16 protein-coding genes are annotated in these 16,675 nt (G+C 62.5%); 10 read left to right on the top strand and 6 right to left on the bottom strand.

All coding sequences use genetic code 11. The features are described 5' to 3' along the window. The first annotated feature begins 50 nt into the window (after positions 1 to 50). Together DK261_RS27460 and DK261_RS27455 are read left to right on the top strand one after the other, a co-directional pair. Positions 51 to 323: a TfoX/Sxy family protein gene (locus tag DK261_RS27460; protein WP_009050884.1), complete on the top strand. Its 273-nt coding sequence runs from the start codon at positions 51 to 53 to the stop codon at positions 321 to 323. Positions 324 to 338: 15 nt separating this feature from the next. Then, positions 339 to 1,139, top strand: coding sequence for a Crp/Fnr family transcriptional regulator (locus tag DK261_RS27455; protein ID WP_009050885.1), 801 nt, complete (start codon positions 339 to 341; stop codon positions 1,137 to 1,139). 235 nt (positions 1,140 to 1,374) lie between these two features. Here DK261_RS27455 and DK261_RS27450 read toward each other — a convergent pair whose 3' ends face one another. The 4 genes from DK261_RS27450 to DK261_RS27435 are packed head-to-tail and all read right to left on the bottom strand — an operon-like array spanning position 1,375 to position 4,948. Beyond that, on the bottom strand, positions 1,375 to 2,238 hold the full coding sequence (locus DK261_RS27450) for a ChaN family lipoprotein (protein ID WP_110177033.1): 864 nt from the start codon (positions 2,236 to 2,238) through the stop codon (positions 1,375 to 1,377). Positions 2,239 to 2,259: 21 nt separating this feature from the next. Beyond that, positions 2,260 to 3,027: a heme ABC transporter ATP-binding protein gene (locus DK261_RS27445; RefSeq protein ID WP_016703660.1), complete on the bottom strand. Its 768-nt coding sequence runs from the start codon at positions 3,025 to 3,027 to the stop codon at positions 2,260 to 2,262. Further along, positions 3,027 to 4,010, bottom strand: coding sequence for an iron ABC transporter permease (locus DK261_RS27440; protein ID WP_164485215.1), 984 nt, complete (start codon positions 4,008 to 4,010; stop codon positions 3,027 to 3,029). Before DK261_RS27440 ends, DK261_RS27445 begins: the two co-directional genes overlap by 1 nt. Before the next feature lie 50 nt (positions 4,011 to 4,060). Further along, positions 4,061 to 4,948 carry a hemin ABC transporter substrate-binding protein gene (locus DK261_RS27435; protein WP_110177031.1) on the bottom strand — a complete coding sequence of 296 codons (888 nt, stop codon included), beginning with the start codon at positions 4,946 to 4,948 and terminating at the stop codon, positions 4,061 to 4,063. Between the two features lie 213 nt (positions 4,949 to 5,161). Between DK261_RS27435 and DK261_RS27430 the strand changes: the two genes are divergently transcribed. Continuing rightward, complete coding sequence (locus tag DK261_RS27430; protein WP_009050890.1) at positions 5,162 to 5,479, top strand: Rieske (2Fe-2S) protein; 318 nt, start codon at positions 5,162 to 5,164, stop codon at positions 5,477 to 5,479. Here DK261_RS27430 and sfsA read toward each other — a convergent pair. Both sfsA and DK261_RS27420 read right to left on the bottom strand, forming a co-directional pair. Beyond that, positions 5,476 to 6,189: a DNA/RNA nuclease SfsA gene (gene sfsA / locus DK261_RS27425; RefSeq protein WP_009050891.1), complete on the bottom strand. Its 714-nt coding sequence runs from the start codon at positions 6,187 to 6,189 to the stop codon at positions 5,476 to 5,478. The two genes, DK261_RS27430 and sfsA, sit on opposite strands and share 4 nt — an antisense overlap. Continuing rightward, entirely contained in the window at positions 6,189 to 7,361 is a 1,173-nt protein-coding gene (locus tag DK261_RS27420) for a pyridoxal phosphate-dependent aminotransferase (protein WP_009050892.1), read from the bottom strand. The genes sfsA and DK261_RS27420 overlap by 1 nt, the downstream gene beginning before the upstream one ends. Before the next feature lie 336 nt (positions 7,362 to 7,697). Here DK261_RS27420 and dksA point away from each other — a divergent pair, with 336 nt between their 5' ends. The 7 genes from dksA (at position 7,698) to folK (ending at position 16,452) form a co-directional block, all read left to right on the top strand. Continuing rightward, positions 7,698 to 8,138, top strand: a complete 441-nt coding sequence (gene dksA / locus DK261_RS27415) for an RNA polymerase-binding protein DksA (RefSeq protein WP_007924645.1) — start codon at positions 7,698 to 7,700, stop codon at positions 8,136 to 8,138. 144 nt (positions 8,139 to 8,282) lie between these two features. Continuing rightward, the gene (gene gluQRS / locus DK261_RS27410; RefSeq protein ID WP_009050893.1) at positions 8,283 to 9,179 is read left to right on the top strand and encodes a tRNA glutamyl-Q(34) synthetase GluQRS; all 897 of its coding nucleotides are present in this window, start codon (positions 8,283 to 8,285) and stop codon (positions 9,177 to 9,179) included. Between the two features lie 77 nt (positions 9,180 to 9,256). Next, positions 9,257 to 9,433 carry a hypothetical protein gene (locus DK261_RS27405; protein WP_003176118.1) on the top strand — a complete coding sequence of 59 codons (177 nt, stop codon included), beginning with the start codon at positions 9,257 to 9,259 and terminating at the stop codon, positions 9,431 to 9,433. After that, a complete protein-coding gene (locus DK261_RS27400) occupies positions 9,417 to 12,371 on the top strand; it encodes a sensor histidine kinase (RefSeq protein WP_009050894.1) in 2,955 nt (984 codons plus the stop codon). The genes DK261_RS27405 and DK261_RS27400 overlap by 17 nt, the downstream gene beginning before the upstream one ends. 22 nt (positions 12,372 to 12,393) lie before the next feature. Continuing rightward, positions 12,394 to 13,830, top strand: a complete 1,437-nt coding sequence (locus DK261_RS27395; RefSeq protein ID WP_009050895.1) for a sigma-54 dependent transcriptional regulator — start codon at positions 12,394 to 12,396, stop codon at positions 13,828 to 13,830. A 734-nt stretch (positions 13,831 to 14,564) separates the two neighbouring features. Continuing rightward, positions 14,565 to 15,968: a polynucleotide adenylyltransferase PcnB gene (locus DK261_RS27385; RefSeq protein ID WP_009050896.1), complete on the top strand. Its 1,404-nt coding sequence runs from the start codon at positions 14,565 to 14,567 to the stop codon at positions 15,966 to 15,968. A gap of 4 nt (positions 15,969 to 15,972) precedes the next feature. After that, positions 15,973 to 16,452 carry a 2-amino-4-hydroxy-6-hydroxymethyldihydropteridine diphosphokinase gene (gene folK / locus DK261_RS27380; protein ID WP_016703665.1) on the top strand — a complete coding sequence of 160 codons (480 nt, stop codon included), beginning with the start codon at positions 15,973 to 15,975 and terminating at the stop codon, positions 16,450 to 16,452. Positions 16,453 to 16,675 lie beyond the last annotated feature (223 nt).

The raw sequence follows: 16,675 nt of genomic DNA, 5'->3' as shown, positions 1-16,675 counted from the left end.
ACTCCTTTGAGACTTGCCCACGCACCATTCGGCCGTCGCAAGGAGGCTTGATGAATGATGAATTGCAACACCTTAAGAACCTTGGCAAGACGTCGGCACAATGGCTGCATGCGGTGGGCATCCATAGCGCTTCGGACTTGCGCCGCCTGGGGGCGGTGGACGCCTATCGAGCCGTGCGGACCCGAGGTTTTCGAGCCTCGAAGGTGCTGTTGTACGCCATCGAAGGCGCCCTGATGGATGTGCACTGGAATGACATTCCGGCAGAACGCAAGGAAGCACTCAATAAACAGCTGGACGCCATTTCTTCACGCCACAAGAACTGACCTGGCAGGCTTTTCATGTATCTACTGGGGGAACAACCGGCTTACGCCGACGCCTTGATCAATCGGCTGCAAAGCATCCCGCCGCGCCTGCTGGAAGGCCTGCTGCCGTCCGGCGACGTAATGGAAGTGGCCCCTTCCAAGGACCTCTCCAGCAGCCTTGCCGACAGCCAGCTGTTCCTGCTCGAAAGCGGCCAGGTACAAGCCAGTATCGATGAGCGCCCACTGTTTTATCTGCATGAAGGCGATCTACTCGGGCTACGTCGAGGAGCCGAGTTGCCGCGCTGGCAACTCAGCAGCGAGCAGCCGTTGAGCCTGATCCCCTATCAGCGTTCCGCGGTGTTCCAGCATCTGTATGCCGACGAACAGCGTTCCGAACTGTTTCTGCAGTACCTGATCGGACAAACCGCCCTGCTGTCCGATGCCGTTGCCCGCCTCAAGCAGCCCGAGTTGCGCAACAGCAACGGTTTTCAACGCGTGGCCAAGGGCGAGGTGCTGATCCGCCAGGGCGATGACGCCGATCATGTGTTCGTCATTATCGAAGGGCACGCCGAAGCCTTTGTCGACGGACACAAGGTCGGAGACGTGCCCAAGGACGAGATCTTTGGTGCGATGGCCATTTTCACCGGGGAGAAACGCAACGCCAGCGTGATTGCCAGCGAGCCATGCACCCTGATGCTGATCCCCAAGAGCCAGTTTCTCAGCCTGACTCAGAGCAATCCACGTATCGCCCATAGCCTGATCGAAAGCATGGCGCGGCGAATCGACCTGTTGAACAAGGAAGTCAGCCGCTTGCACAGCATGAGCGCCAACCTTTAAAGCCCCGTACTTACGGGCAATCCAAACGAGCGTTTGGCGGAATTCGCAGAAACAGGAAAAACCTTGTTGACTTGGAAATGAGAATCGTTATGATTATCACAACTGATCGCGAGATCAGTCGATAACCTGGAAGACCAGTGGTTCGGACTCTCAGATTATCTCCTCATCAGGCTAATCACGGTTATTTGACCCGGCTCTTGCCGGGTCTTTTTTTGGCCTGAAAAAAGCCATCCGCCTACTGGCGCATCTCGGCGCAGTAATCCTTCTCCGGCAGCCGCGCGCTGTACCACACATAATCCGCGCTTTGCGGCGATACCTGCGCGCCCTTCTGCGCCAGCATCAGCACCACGGCGCCGTTCGAGGCGCCAAGGTCCTGCAGGTGAACCGGCACCCCGACATCCTTGCGCGCATGAAAGGCCCCGGCAAAAAGCAGCGCCGGCGTCGGTGCCGCCAGCAAGCGCTCGGCCATGCGTCGGTCACGCTGCTGCTGAACCGCCAGCATCGCCGGCATCTGGCTTTCAGGGAGCAGGCCACAATGGGAGTCTCGGACTTGCTGCAACAACTCGTTACGCACCGACGCGGCATTCGAGTGTTCACCACTCAAGGCCGGTGCCTGGCGATAGATAGTGCGAACTTCGGAGCTGTCCAGATTGGCGGCCAGCAATGGATAAGGCTGGAATAACGCATAACGCACGATAGGTCCGTACAATGCCCAGGCCCAACCCGGCGACCAGGCCAGCGCGCCAGGCAGGTCATCAGGCAGCCCCTGCGTCGCCCGGTGTTGACGGAGTGAATCGACCCGCGGTTGCTGGTCCGGCGTGAGCATTTCCAATAGCAGGCTGCCTTGCGCGCGCTGGGTCGCCATCGCCTGCAACAGCCATAGCTGCAAGGCGTGATGTTCGGGGTGGCCATGCTGTTCGCCGACAATCACCCGAGATGCCCGGGACAGACGAATGACCAGCTCCTCCGGGGTCAGGGCCTTTCCACTGCGCAGGTCCAGAATCGCCGCGCTATCAGCCTGGACCGGAAGTTCAGGCATGACCGGCACGCCCTGGCAGGCGCCCAGCAGCAACACACTCAGGATCAATAGCACACGCATCTGGCGTCTCCGCGAATCGCCTCAGCGGGCGATGATCAAAGGGTGGCCGCGCTCGGGATGCGCCTGCACCAACACCTCCAGCCCAAACACGGCCTTGAGCGGTTCGGGCCGCAGCACCTGCGCCGGACTGTCCAGCGAGTGGGGCCGCCCGCCTTCGAGCAGCAACAGGCGATCACAATATCGCGCGGCGAGGTTCAGATCATGCAGGATCACCAGGACCGCGACCCCACGATCGGCAAACTCGCGGATGGCCTGCAAGGTGACATGTTGATGCAAAGGGTCGAGGGCCGAGGTCGGCTCATCGAGCAACAGGGTCTGGCCGGCCGCGCCCGGCCATAGCTGCGCCAACACCCGGGCCAGGTGCACGCGCTGACGTTCGCCGCCCGACAAGGCCACATAGCTGCGACCGTGCAGATGCCCGGCATCCGCCGCTTGCAGGGCTTGCATGACGATCTCGTCATCCCGTGCCCGGCCGCTTTGATAAGGCAGGCGTCCCAGGCCGACGACCTCCTCGACCCGGAAAGCGAACTCGAGTGTCGAACTTTGCGGCAGTACCGCCAGCCTTTGCGCCTTTTGCCCGCCGTCCCATCTGCAGAGTTCGCACTGATCCAGCCAGACCTGGCCGTGATCGGGTTTCAACTCGCCACACAAGGCCGCCAGCAAGGTGCTTTTACCTGCGCCATTGGGGCCCAGCACTCCCAGCACTTCACCGGGCTTGAGTTCAAGGTCGATCCCCTCCAGCACGGTTTTCCTGCCACGGCGCACCGCCAGATTTTCCGCTCGCAGCATCAGGCACGCCCTCGCAACAACAGAAACAAAAAGAAGGGCGCACCGATAAAGGCGGTCACGATGCCGATGGGCAACTCCGCAGGCGCCAGCGCCAGGCGCGCCACCAGATCGGCCAGCAACAGCAGGCTGGCGCCGGCCAGTATCGACGCTGGCAACAAGGTCCGGTGGTCAGGCCCCGCCAGCAGGCGCACCAGATGGGGTACCACCAGCCCGACAAAGCCGATCAGCCCGGCAGCGGCGACAGCCGCACCGACCCCCAGCGCAGTACAGAACACCAGTTCTCGCTTCAGCCGTTCGACATCGATCCCCAGGTGACCGGCCTCGGACTCGCCCAGCAGCAAGGCATTCAAGGCCTTGGCCCGGCGTGGCAGCCACAGTGCCACAGCCGCGCTGACCAGCAGCAGTGGCCACAATCTCGAATAACTGGCGCCGTTGAGACTGCCCAGGTTCCAGAACGTCAGGGTACGCAAGGTCGCATCGTCGGCCAGGTAGGTGAACAGGCCCACCGCCGAGCTGGCCAGCGCCGTCAACGCAATCCCGGCCAACAGCATGGTCGCCACATGGGTCTGGCCGTTGCGCCGCCCCAGGCGGTAGACCAGCCACGCCACCACCAGACCACCGAGAAAGGCGCAGAACGACAGCAGGTAAGGACCGATCGCTTCCGGCACGCCGCCCAGCAGCGAGCCACCGACGATGGCAAAGGCCGCGCCCAGCGCCGCGCCACTCGAGACGCCTACCAGCCCCGGGTCGGCCAAGGGATTGCGAAACAGCCCTTGCATCGCCACGCCGGACAGCGCCAGGACGCCCCCTACCGCCAACCCCAGCAAGGTGCGAGGCAAGCGAATCTGCCCGAGGATCAGTTCGGCCTGCTCCAGCCCCTGCCCCTCAATGGGCAAGCCCAGCAAACGCAGGGCGGCACGCAGGGTATCGAACAGCGGCAGGCTGACCGGCCCGAGCGCCAGGGACAACCAGATCGCCAACAGGCACAGCAGGCTCAGGCCAATGAACAACGCACGGGGTTTAAGCAAAGGGGTCATTGGGCGGTGCTGGCCTGGCCCGGCGCGGCTGGGTAGAAATCGGCTGACAGCCTTTTCAGGTTCTGTGGCAAGCGTGGCCCCAGGCCTCCCACCAGCAAGGTCGGATCAATCTCGAAGACCCGGCCGGCCTTCGCCGCACCGCTGGAGGCGAGAATCGGGTTTTCCTTGAACAGCGCGGCGCGGGCCGCCTCACCGCTCAGGCTGCGATCGGCAAACACCAGCACCTCGGGGTTGAGTTCGGCCAACGACTCCGTGGAAAAGGGTTTGTACCCCATGTGGGTGGCAAGATTGCGTCCACCCGCCTGCTGCAATAGCCAGTCGGCAGCGGTGTCCTTGCCGGCAATCAGAGGTTTGCCACCCGCATGCCCGAGCAACAGCAGCACACCCGGCGGCGCCTGCTTTTTCCGGGCCTGGCTGACCCAGGCCTGCTGCTGATCCAGTTGCTGCTTATATTGCTCAAACAGTTGCGTCGCCTTGTCTTCGCTGCCCAGCAACTTGCCCAGATGCTGCAGATTGCCCTGTAGGGTCGGCAGGTCGGCCTGGGCCGAGAACAGCTCGACCTGCACCCCGGCGCTGCGCACCTGCGAGAGCACCGGTGGTGGCCCCATCTCTTCGGTGCCCAGCAGAATCTGCGGACGCAGGCTGAGAATGCCTTCCGCCGACAGCTGGCGCTGATAACCGATGCTCGGCAGCTTCTTCAGGGATTCGGGATGCTGGCTGGTGGTGTCCACGCCCACCAGCTTCGACTCGGCGCCCAGCGCGCTCACCCATTCGGACAAGGCGCCACCGGCGCTCACCCAGCGTTGTGGCAACTCGGCCGCCACAGCGGCATGGCTGGCCAGAAGTCCGACACAGAGCGCGATTGCGCGGGCACTCGAACGCATAAAGGTATTCCTTCAGAGAGTGGGCCCACGGAAGCCGCCGTGCATGTGACATGCCCTGCAACCCAGGCATCGAAATAAGCAAGCGCCCCACAGGCGAAGCGGCCATTTGATAATTGTTTGCATTTGACCGTCAAGCACAGACATGTTTCATCAAGCGCCCGCAGGAAAACTGTGACAGCCTGAGCCCAGAGCCGTCGGTTACCGAGGATAGACATGAAGTTTCTTTGCCCCCCCGGCGATCTGCCGGAGGCTTCCAGCCGAGGTTTCAACCTCGAAGGCCAGCCACTTTTCGCGGTGCGCCGCGATCGAAAGGTCTACGTCTACACCAACCGCTGCCCCCATCGCGGGGTCGCCCTGGAGTGGCAGCCCGATCAGTTCCTCGATCCCAGCGCCAGCCTGATTCAGTGCGCCACCCACGGCGCGCTGTTTCTGATCGAAAACGGCGAATGCGTGGCCGGCCCTTGTGCCGGGCAGTCCCTGACGGCCATCCCCTGTCGGGAAGACAGCCAGGGCATCTGGGTTCAGATCTAGCCGTTGAGCAATACGTCCAGACGACGGTCGATACACACTTCCTCGGCAGTCAAGCGTACCCCATAGGCCAGTACCTCGACCCCGGACGCTACCGCCTCACGCAGCGCCGCGGCATAACCGGGGTCGATCTCTTCGGCCGGCCGCACCGCCTCGACACCCGACAGGTTGACGCAATACAACTGCACCGCCCGGATACCGTCACGCGCCAGGCAGGCCAACTCCCGCAAATGCTTGGCGCCACGCTGGGTCACCGCATCCGGAAACGCCGCGACCGCGGAGCCGTCGAAGCCCAGGGTGACGCTTTTGACCTCGACAAACGCCGGGACGTCCAAATAGTCCAGGCGAAAGTCGATACGGCTGTTTTCCTGGCCGTAGGACACTTCCCGCTTGAGCGCGGTAAAACCGTTCAACTCAGTGATCACCCCGGCGCGCAAGGCTTCTTCCACCAGCGTGTTGGCCCGCGCCGTGTTGACGCAAGCCAGCCGGCCCTGGGGCGTCTCGCTGATTTCCCAGGTCCCGGGCAATTTGCGCTTGGGGTCATTGGAACGGCTGAACCAGACCTGCCCGCCCTCGACCATGCAATTGAACATGGAACCGGTGTTGGGGCAGTGAATGGTCAGCAACTCGCCGCCAATGGTCTCGATATCGGCGAGAAAGCGCTTGTAACGACGCACCAGGCGACCTTCTTCGAGGGGAGGATGAAAACGCATCAGCCTTGCCAGCTCCGCAGGCCACGGGCAATCCGCTCCACCGCTTCCTGCAGGCGCGGCAGGCTCTGGGTGTAGGCGAACCGGACGTGGTGCCCGGCCTGATGGCGACCGAAATCCAGCCCCGGGGTAAAGGCAATGTGTTCGGTTTCAAGAAAGTGCCGGCAGAAGGCAAAGGCATCGCCGCCGAAGGCGCTGATATCGGCATACAGGTAGAACGCCCCTTCCGGCTCCACGGCGATGCCAAAACCCAGCTCGCGCAGGGCTGGCAGGAGGAAGTCGCGACGCCGCTGAAACTCGTTGCGACGCTCTTCCAGGATACTGATGGTGCCTGGCTCGAAGCAGGCCAGAGCGGCGTACTGGGCCATACTCGGGGCACTGATATAGAGGTTCTGCGCCAGTTTCTCCAACTCGCCGACCGCCGCCTGCGGCGCCACCAGCCAACCCAGGCGCCAGCCGGTCATGCCGAAATATTTGGAAAAGCTATTCAGGACAAAGGCGCCGTCATCGACTTCCAGCACGCTGGCGGCATCGCAGCCGTAGGTCAGGCCGTGGTAGATCTCGTCCACCACCAGATGGCCATTACGCGCCTTCACCGCGGCCGACAGCCCTGCCAGCTCGTCGCGGGTGAGCAAGGTGCCGGTCGGGTTGGCTGGCGATGCCACCAGGGCGCCGACGCTGTCCTGATCCCAGTAACGCTCCAGCAGATCCGGCGTCAGTTGATAACGCACGTCCGGTCCGACCGGCACCAACTGCGCCGCACCTTCCACCAGGCGCAGGAAGTGCCGGTTGCAGGGGTAGCCCGGGTCCGCCAGCAGCCAGTGCTTGCCGGGGTCGACCAGCAGGCTGCTGGCCAGCAACAACGCACCGGAGCCACCGGGCGTGATCATGATGCGCTCGGGGTCGATGTCCAGCCCGTAGCGCTGCCGATAGAAGCCGGAGATGGCCGTGCGCAGCTCGGGAATCCCGCGGGCGGCGGTGTAGCGAGTCTTGCCCGCCTCCAGCGCGGCCTGCCCGGCCTTGATGATCGGCTCAGCCGTGGTGAAGTCCGGTTCACCGATTTCCAGGTGAATCACATCGTGCCCGGCCGCTTGCAGCTCATTGGCGCGGGCCAGCAGGGCCATCACGTGGAAAGGTTCGATAGCGCGGCTGCGCGCACTGTAGGGCTGAGCCATTAGCCTTCCTTCATTGAAGTGAGCAAAAAAACGATTCTACCCAACCCCGGGGACAAGGGAGAGCCCAAAGCCTTCGAGCACCCGCCATCCCCCCAATAAAGAAGACGAACGCAAGGCCCAGGCTTGGCTAAAATCATTAATTGACCAGGCCCCCGAACTGACCAGGCCAGACGGCATCGACCTTTGCAAGCGCCGTGGGACGCGGGCTCGACAACCGGGAGTAGCGCCGTCCGATTTGATCTGGTAAGTTCGCCCGCTTGCAGTCGCAGGGCCGGCATGTGTCGGTGATGGAGCAATCCTGCGCAATGGATTACATGAGTAGAGGCGGTCCATTTCATGCCCACCCAAGCAAAGCAACAGAATCAATCGATCAGCGGCTTCGAGCCCTATGTTGAAACCGCGGGCGAAGAGTACATGGGCAAGCCCATGCGCGAGCACTTCACCAAGATCCTGAACAAGTGGAAACAGGACTTGATGCAGGAAGTCGACCGCACTGTTGATCACATGAAAGACGAAGCAGCCAACTTCCCAGATCCGGCCGACCGTGCCAGCCAGGAAGAAGAATTCAGCCTGGAACTGCGCGCCCGCGACCGTGAGCGCAAGCTGATCAAGAAGATCGACAAGACGCTGCAACTGATCGAAGACGAAGAATACGGCTGGTGCGAATCCTGCGGCGTCGAGATCGGTATTCGCCGCCTGGAAGCCCGCCCTACCGCCGACATGTGTGTCGACTGCAAGACCCTGGCGGAAATCAAGGAAAAACAAGTCGGCAAGTAATCGCCAGCTTGAATGAAAAACGGAGCGTGCGAACGCTCCGTTTTTGTTTCTGCCGCCTCCCCCCTGTAGGAACGAGCTTGCTCGCGATGGCGATCCTCCAGATGCCATCGTCACCTTGGGACCGAACGAAGTAACATCCTCTCCATGACCGCCTCTCACGCCTCTTCCTACATCGGGCGCTTTGCCCCAACCCCCAGCGGGCACCTGCATTTCGGCTCGCTGGTCGCCGCCCTGGCCTCCTACCTCGATGCCCGCGCCGCTGGCGGCCGCTGGCTGTTGCGCATGGAAGACCTCGATCCGCCTCGGGAAGAGCCCGGCGCCCAGGCAGCCATTCTCAAGGCCCTGGAAAGCTACGGCTTCGAGTGGGACGGCGAAATGGTCCGCCAGAGCGAGCGGCACGCGGCCTACGCCGAAGTCCTCGACCGCCTGTTCAACCAGGGCCTGGCTTACGCCTGCACCTGCTCGCGCAAGCAACTGGAGCCCTACCACGGCATTTATCCGGGCCTGTGCCGCAATGCCGGACACAGCCAGGAAGATGCCGCCATCCGTTTGCGCGTGCCGGAGCTGGAATATCGCTTCACCGACCGGGTCCAGGGCGAATTCCGCCAGCACCTGGGGCGAGATGTCGGCGACTTCGTGATCCGCCGCCGCGACGGCCTCTACGCCTATCAACTGGCGGTGGTGCTCGACGACGCCTGGCAAGGGGTGACCGATATCGTGCGCGGCGCCGACCTGCTGGACTCCACCCCCCGCCAGCTGTACCTGCAGGAACTGCTCGGCCTGCCGCAGCCGCGTTACCTGCATGTGCCGCTGATCACCCAGCCGGATGGGCATAAACTGGGCAAATCCTACCGCTCCCCGCCGCTGGCCGAGGACCAGGCCACACCACTGCTGCTGCGCGCCTTGCGCGCCCTGGGGCAGAAAACCGACAGCGAAATGGTCCATGCCAGCCCTCGGGAAGTGCTGAGCTGGGGCATCGAACACTGGGATGCTTTACTGATCCCACGCACACTGAGTGTGCCCGAAGCGCAAATACGCTGACGCCCCTTGCAGGTTGGCGCCCATCCGTTACCATCGCCGCACGTTTTCGGGCACGCACACAATAAAGAGAGGCCGAGATGTACATCTATCGCTTGGTCCTGCTGCTGGTAGTGGGGATCTATCTGTTCTCCCCCGCCATCATGGATTGGTGGATCGATGCTACGGGCGCCTGGTATCGCCCGTATCTGCTCTGGCTGATCCTGATCGTCGTGACCTTCATCCTGCAGAGCCAAAAAGATGCCGATGAGCTTTAGCCTGACCCAGATGATCCTGATCAGCGCCGCGTACCTGCTGGTGCTGTTCGGGGTGGCCTGGATCAGCGAACGCGGCATGATCCCGCGCTCGATCATCCGCCACCCGCTGACCTACACCCTGTCTCTGGGGGTCTACGCCAGCGCCTGGGCCTTTTACGGCACGGTTGGCCTGGCCTATCAGTACGGCTACGGTTTTCTTTCCAGCTATCTCGGGGTTTCCGGCGCCTTCCTGCTGGCGCCGGTGCTGCTTTACCCGATCCTGAAAATCACCCGCACCTATCAACTGTCGTCGCTGGCCGACCTGTTCGCCTTCCGTTTTCGCAGCACCTGGGCCGGTGCGCTGACCACGGTGATCATGCTGGTCGGCGTATTGCCCCTGCTGGCCTTGCAGATCCAGGCGGTCGCGGACTCCATCGGCATCCTCACCCGCGAACCGGTGCAGCACCGGGTTGCCCTGAGCTTCTGTGCGCTGATCACTCTGTTCACCATCTTCTTCGGCTCCCGGCACATTGCCACCCGGGAAAAACACGAAGGCCTGGTGTTCGCCATCGCCTTCGAATCGGTGATCAAGCTGATCGCCATCGGCGGTGTCGGCCTCTATGCCCTGTACGGCGTGTTCGATGGGCCACAACAGCTGGAACTCTGGCTGCTGCAGAACCAAACCGCCCTCGCCGCCCTGCATACACCGCTGCAGGAAGGGCCGTGGCGCACCCTGCTGCTGGTGTTCTTCGCCTCGGCGATCGTGATGCCGCACATGTACCACATGACCTTCACCGAGAACCTCAACCCGCGCTCGCTGGTCAGTGCCAGCTGGGGCTTGCCGCTGTTCCTGTTGCTGATGAGCCTGGCGGTGCCGCTGATCCTCTGGGCCGGCCTGAAACTGGGCGCCACCACCAACCCCGAGTACTTCACCCTCGGCATTGGTATCGCCGCCAACAAACCGGCATTGGCCTTGATGGCCTACATTGGTGGGCTTTCCGCCGCCAGCGGCCTGATCATCGTCACCACCCTGGCGCTGTCGGGGATGGCCCTCAACCATCTGGTGCTGCCGCTGTATCAGCCACCAGCCGAAGGCAACATCTACCGCTGGCTGAAATGGACCCGCCGCGCGCTGATCGTGGCCATCATCATGGCTGGCTATGCCTTCTACCTGCTGCTGGGGGCCGAGCAGGACCTGGCCAACCTCGGCATCGTGGCCTTTGTCGCGACCCTGCAGTTCCTTCCCGGCGTGCTCTCGGTGCTGTACTGGCCGACCGCCAACCGGCGCGGCTTCATCGCCGGGCTGATGGCCGGGACGCTGGTATGGCTGGTGACCATGCTGCTGCCGCTGATCGGCAACCTGCAGGGCTTCTATATACCGCTGCTGAACATGATCTACGTGCTGGACGATACCAGCTGGCACATGGCGGCCATCGCCTCGCTGGCCGCCAACGTCCTGATGTTCACCCTGATTTCGCTGTTCACCAACGCCAGTTCCGAAGAAGCCAGCGCCGCCGAAGCCTGTGCGGTGGACAACGTGCGCCGGCCGCAACGTCGCGAACTGCATGCCGCCTCGCCCCAGGAGTTCGCCACCCAACTGGCCAAGCCCCTGGGCGCCAAGGCCGCGCAGAAGGAAGTCGAGCAGGCGCTGCGCGACCTGTACCTGCCCTTCGACGAGCGCCGCCCCTATGCCCTGCGCCGTTTGCGCGACCGCATCGAAGCCAACCTGTCCGGCCTGATGGGCCCCAGCGTGGCCCAGGACATGGTGGAAACCTTCCTGCCCTACAAGGCCGGCGGCGAAAACTACGTGACCGAAGACATTCACTTCATCGAAAGCCGGCTCGAGGACTACCACTCGCGCCTGACCGGCCTGGCCGCCGAGCTCGATGCCTTGCGCCGCTACCACCGCCAGACCTTGCAGGAACTGCCGATGGGCGTCTGTTCCCTGGCCAAGGACCAGGAAATCCTCATGTGGAACAAGGCCATGGAAGAGCTGACCAGCATTCCGGCGCAGCATGTGGTCGGTTCGCGCCTGAGCACCATCGCCGATCCCTGGAGGGAGCTGCTGCAAGGTTTCATCAACGTCCCCGATGAACATCTGCATAAACAGCACCTGGCCCTCGACGGCCAGACCCGCTGGCTGAACCTGCACAAGGCCGCCATCGACGAACCCCTGGCCCCGGGCAACAGCGGCCTGGTGCTGCTGGTGGAAGACCTGACCGAAACCCAGATGCTCGAAGACAAGCTGGTGCATTCCGAGCGGCTGGCCAGCATCGGCCGCCTGGCCGCCGGCGTGGCCCACGAAATCGGCAACCCGATCACCGGTATCGCCTGCCTGGCGCAGAACCTGCGCGAAGAGCGCGAAGAAGACGGCGAACTCACCGAAATCAGCGGCCAGATCCTCGAACAGACCAAACGCGTGTCACGCATCGTCCAGTCGCTGATGAGCTTCGCCCACGCCGGCAGCCACCAGCACAACGACGAAGCCGTGTGCCTGGCCGAGGTGGCGCAGGATGCCATTGGTCTGCTGGCGCTGAATCGACGCAATTTCGAGGTGCAGTTCTTTAACCTGTGCGATCCGGACCACTGGGTCGACGGCGACCCGCAGCGGCTCGCCCAGGTACTGATCAACCTGCTATCCAATGCCCGCGACGCCTCACCGGCGGGCAGCGCGGTACGGGTCAAGAGCGAGGCCGGCGAACACACGATCGACCTGATCGTCGAAGACGAAGGCAGCGGTATCCCGTCGAGCATCATGGATCGACTGTTCGAACCCTTCTTCACCACCAAGGATCCTGGCGAGGGTACCGGACTGGGCCTTGCACTGGTCTATTCCATCGTTGAAGAGCATTATGGACAAATCACCATCGACAGCCCGGCTGACACCGAAAGCCAACGCGGCACCCGTATCCGGGTGACTTTACCGCGTCATGTCGAAGCGACGTCCGCTGTGAACTGAGACCGTCGAGAGAATCGAATCAATGCCGCACATTTTGATCGTCGAAGACGAAACAATTATCCGCTCCGCCTTGCGCCGCCTGCTGGAACGCAACCAGTACCAGGTCAGCGAAGCCGGTTCCGTGCAGGAAGCACAAGAGCGTTTCAGCATTCCCACGTTCGACCTGATCGTCAGCGACCTGCGCCTGCCAGGCGCCCCCGGCACCGAACTGATCAAGCTCGGCCAGGGCACCCCGGTGCTGATCATGACCAGCTACGCCAGCCTGCGCTCGGCGGTCGATTCGATGAAGATGGGCGCGGTGGACTACATCGCCAAGCCTTTCGATCACGACGAAATGCTCCAGGCCGTGGCGCGCATCCTGCGCGACCGCCAGACCGCGCAGAGCAGCCCCAACGAGCGTCCGGCCGCCAAGTCGGGCAACGGCGCGGACAAGGCCGGTGCCAACGCCAGCAACGGCGAAATCGGCATCATCGGCTCCTGCCCACCGATGCAGGACCTGTACAGCAAGATCCGCAAGGTCGCCCCGACAGACTCCAATGTACTGATCCAGGGTGAATCCGGGACCGGCAAGGAACTGGTGGCCCGCGCCCTGCACAACCTGTCCAAGCGCGCCAAGGCGCCGATGATTTCGGTGAACTGCGCGGCCATTCCGGAAACCCTGATCGAGTCCGAGCTGTTCGGTCACGAAAAAGGCGCCTTCACCGGTGCCAGCGCCGGGCGCGCCGGCCTGGTGGAAGCGGCGGACGGCGGCACCTTGTTCCTCGACGAAATCGGCGAATTGCCACTCGAAGCCCAGGCCCGCCTGTTGCGCGTGCTGCAGGAAGGCGAGATCCGCCGGGTCGGCTCGGTGCAGTCGCAGAAGGTCGATGTGCGCCTGATCGCCGCGACCCACCGCGACCTCAAGAGCCTGGCCAAGATCGGCCAGTTCCGTGAAGACCTGTATTACCGCCTGCACGTGATCGCCCTGAAACTGCCAGCCCTGCGCGAACGCGGCGCCGACGTCAACGAAATCGCCAATGCCTTCCTCGCCCGCCAGAGCGCGCGTGTGGGCCGCACGGACCTGAAGTTCGCCCCGGACGCCGAGCAAGCCATTCGCCACTACTCTTGGCCAGGTAACGTTCGCGAACTGGAAAACGCCGTCGAGCGCTCGGTCATCCTGTGCGAAAGCCCGGAAATCTCCGCGGAGCTGCTGGGTATCGATATTGAACTGAGCGACCTGGAGGACGACGAATTCATCGGCCTGGCGCCCCAGGCCGCCAACGCCAACAACAGCAGCCATGAGCCGACCGAAGACCTGTCGCTGGAAGACTACTTCCAGCATTTCGTTCTCGAGCACCAGGACCACATGACCGAGACCGAACTGGCCCGCAAACTGGGCGTCAGCCGCAAATGCCTGTGGGAACGTCGCCAGCGCCTGGGCATCCCACGGCGCAAGACCGGGGTCGCCAGCGAAAGCTGAAGTCCGGCGGTAACGGGTTGCGGGTAACACGCGATCTTGTGAAAAAACTGTTACCTCAGTCATTTCACGTAACAAAAGCCGGGGCTTACGGTAACGAAGCCCCGGCTTTTTTTCGCCTGGAGAAACCTCATAACCGCGCCTAACCCCTTGTTTTACTGGGCCTCGCAAAAGTTGGCACGGCACCTGCTATATGTTTGGTACAAGAACAATAACAAGCAATGCATAAGACAATAAAAATAAGACGAATCGACTCACGCACAATAAAAACAACACGGCGGAGGCGCAGCTAACTGATTCTTTTGGAGAGGCGTTGTCATTGGGGCTTGCCCCACAACCAGGCCGAGAACAACAAAAACTGCCCTAAGGCAGAGCCTGAACTGGTTGGATCACTGATCATTGCAACACAGCGACCAAAGCAATCCGTTTGCTCTTGGCTCCCGATTGGGAGGGTCACTCTGGGTTAACCAGGTGACAAGGGCGTTAAACAAAAACAAGAAGCCCGAAACCAATAATAAAAATAGAGCACGCAAACACTTCTGGGGGAGCTTCGGCTCCCCTTGTGGTTTCCGCGATTGCGATTTTACTGGCGAAAAGCCCCGCCAACCCGCGTCCCAAAGCGCCGCGCACGACTCGCCGCAGCTTCCTACACCATCCCCCGACTAAATGCTAGAATCCCCGCCCATCATGCGGTCATTCTTCGTTATGGCCGAACATTCCTTCAAACAGTGCATCCCATGCTGAAGAAGTTGTTCCAGTCATTCCGTTCTCCCTTGCGTCGTACGCAACACAAACGCAGCACGCCTGAAGTGCTCAACAGCAGCCAACACTCGCTGCAACGCGCCCAGTTCAGCCGTTATGCGGTGAACATCGTCGAACGCCTGCAGAACGCCGGCTACCAGGCCTACCTGGTCGGCGGTTGCGTGCGCGACATGCTGCTCAATATCACCCCCAAGGATTTCGACGTCGCCACCAGCGCCACGCCGGAACAGGTGCGGGCCGAATTCCGTAACGCCCGGATCATCGGTCGTCGGTTCAAGCTGGTGCATATCCACTTCGGCCGCGAAATCATCGAGGTCGCGACCTTCCGCGCCAATCACCCGCAAAACGATGAAGAGGAAGACAGCAACCAGTCCTCGCGCAACGAAAGCGGGCGCATCCTGCGCGACAACGTGTACGGCACCCTCGAAGAGGACGCCCAGCGCCGCGACTTCACCATCAATGCTCTGTATTACGATCCGGTCAGCGAGCGCATCCTCGACTACGCCAACGGCGTACACGACATCCGCAATCACCTGGTCCGCCTGATCGGCGATCCGCGCCAGCGCTACCAGGAAGATCCGGTACGCATGCTGCGGGCCGTGCGCTTCGCCGCCAAGCTGGATTTCGGCATCGAGAAACACACCGCCACGCCGATCCGCGACCTGGCGCCCATGCTGCGGGAAATCCCTTCGGCACGGCTGTTCGAGGAAGTGCTCAAGCTGTTCCTGTCCGGTCATGCCGCCGACACCTTCGAGATGCTGGTCGACCTGCAACTGTTCGATCCGCTGTTCCCGGCCAGCGCCGAGGCACTGGAGTACAACCCGACCTACACCCATACCCTGATCAGCGAAGCCCTGATCAATACCGACCTGCGCATCAAGCAGAACAAGCCGGTCACCCCGGCTTTCCTGTTCGCCGCGCTGCTGTGGCCTGCCCTGCCGGCTCGCGTGCTGCGCCTCCAGGAACGCGGCATGCCGCCGATTCCGGCGATGCAGGAAGCCGCTCACGAATTGATCAGCGAACAGTGCCAGCGCATCGCCATTCCAAAACGCTTCACCATGCCGATCCGCGAAATCTGGGACATGCAGGAACGCCTGCCACGTCGCAGCGGCAAGCGCGCCGACCAGTTGCTGGACAACCCGCGGTTCCGCGCCGGTTATGACTTCCTGCTGCTGCGCGAAAGCGCTGGCGAGCAGACCGATGGCCTGGGCGAATGGTGGACCGACTATCAGGACGCCAACGATGCCGGTCGCCGCGACATGATTCGCGATCTGAGCGGCAAGGACGAAGCCGGCACAGGTCCGCGCAAGCGTCGTCGCAGCAGTGGCGCCAAACGCAAGCGCGCCACCGCCGGCGCACCGAGCGCTTCCGGCGAATAACCCGATGGAACGCATCTACATTGGCATGGGCAGCAACCTGGCTGCCCCGGCAGAGCAATTGCGCAGTGCGATCGACGCGCTGGCGCAGTTGCCACACAGCCAACTGGCAGGCGTCTCGGCCTTCTATCAAAGCGACTCCCTGCTGCCCGGCCAACCGCGCTACACCAACGCCGTGGCCGCCCTGGACAGCAGCCTCGCGCCTCTCGAACTGCTGGACGCGCTGCAAGCCATCGAAAACGGCCAGGGCCGCGAGCGCCTCGAGCGCTGGGGGCCGCGCACCCTGGACCTGGACATCCTGCTGTTCGGCGATCGCCTGATCGACGAACCGCGGCTCAAGGTCCCGCATTACCACATGCAGGCCCGGGCCTTTGTCCTCTATCCCCTGGCCGAACTGGCCCCCGCCGACCTGCAACTGGCCGACGGTCGTCACCTGCACGATCTGCTCGCCGCCTGCCCATTTGTCGGCCTGGAACGTCTGGCCTGACTGCTGAAACGCATCAGTTACGGCGGTAACACTCACGCCGTAACAATGCGGTAACACATGCAATTGACTTCCCGAGTTCTCCTCACGACTATAGGCGTCCCGTTGCCGCCAACACGGCGTTACAGGGCGCAATCCAGGCCTTATAAGCACGACAACAGACCGTGCGCCTGTATAGATAAGAATCACGCGCGTTACTCGCAGCAGTTTCCAGAGCGCCTGAATG

The organism is Pseudomonas sp. RW409 (assembly GCF_003184125.1).
GTDB classification, from domain to species: Bacteria; Pseudomonadota; Gammaproteobacteria; order Pseudomonadales; family Pseudomonadaceae; genus Aquipseudomonas; species Aquipseudomonas chlororaphis_I.
The sequence above is the reverse complement of the archived record's forward strand: the minus strand, read 5'-3'. Positions and strand labels throughout refer to the sequence as shown.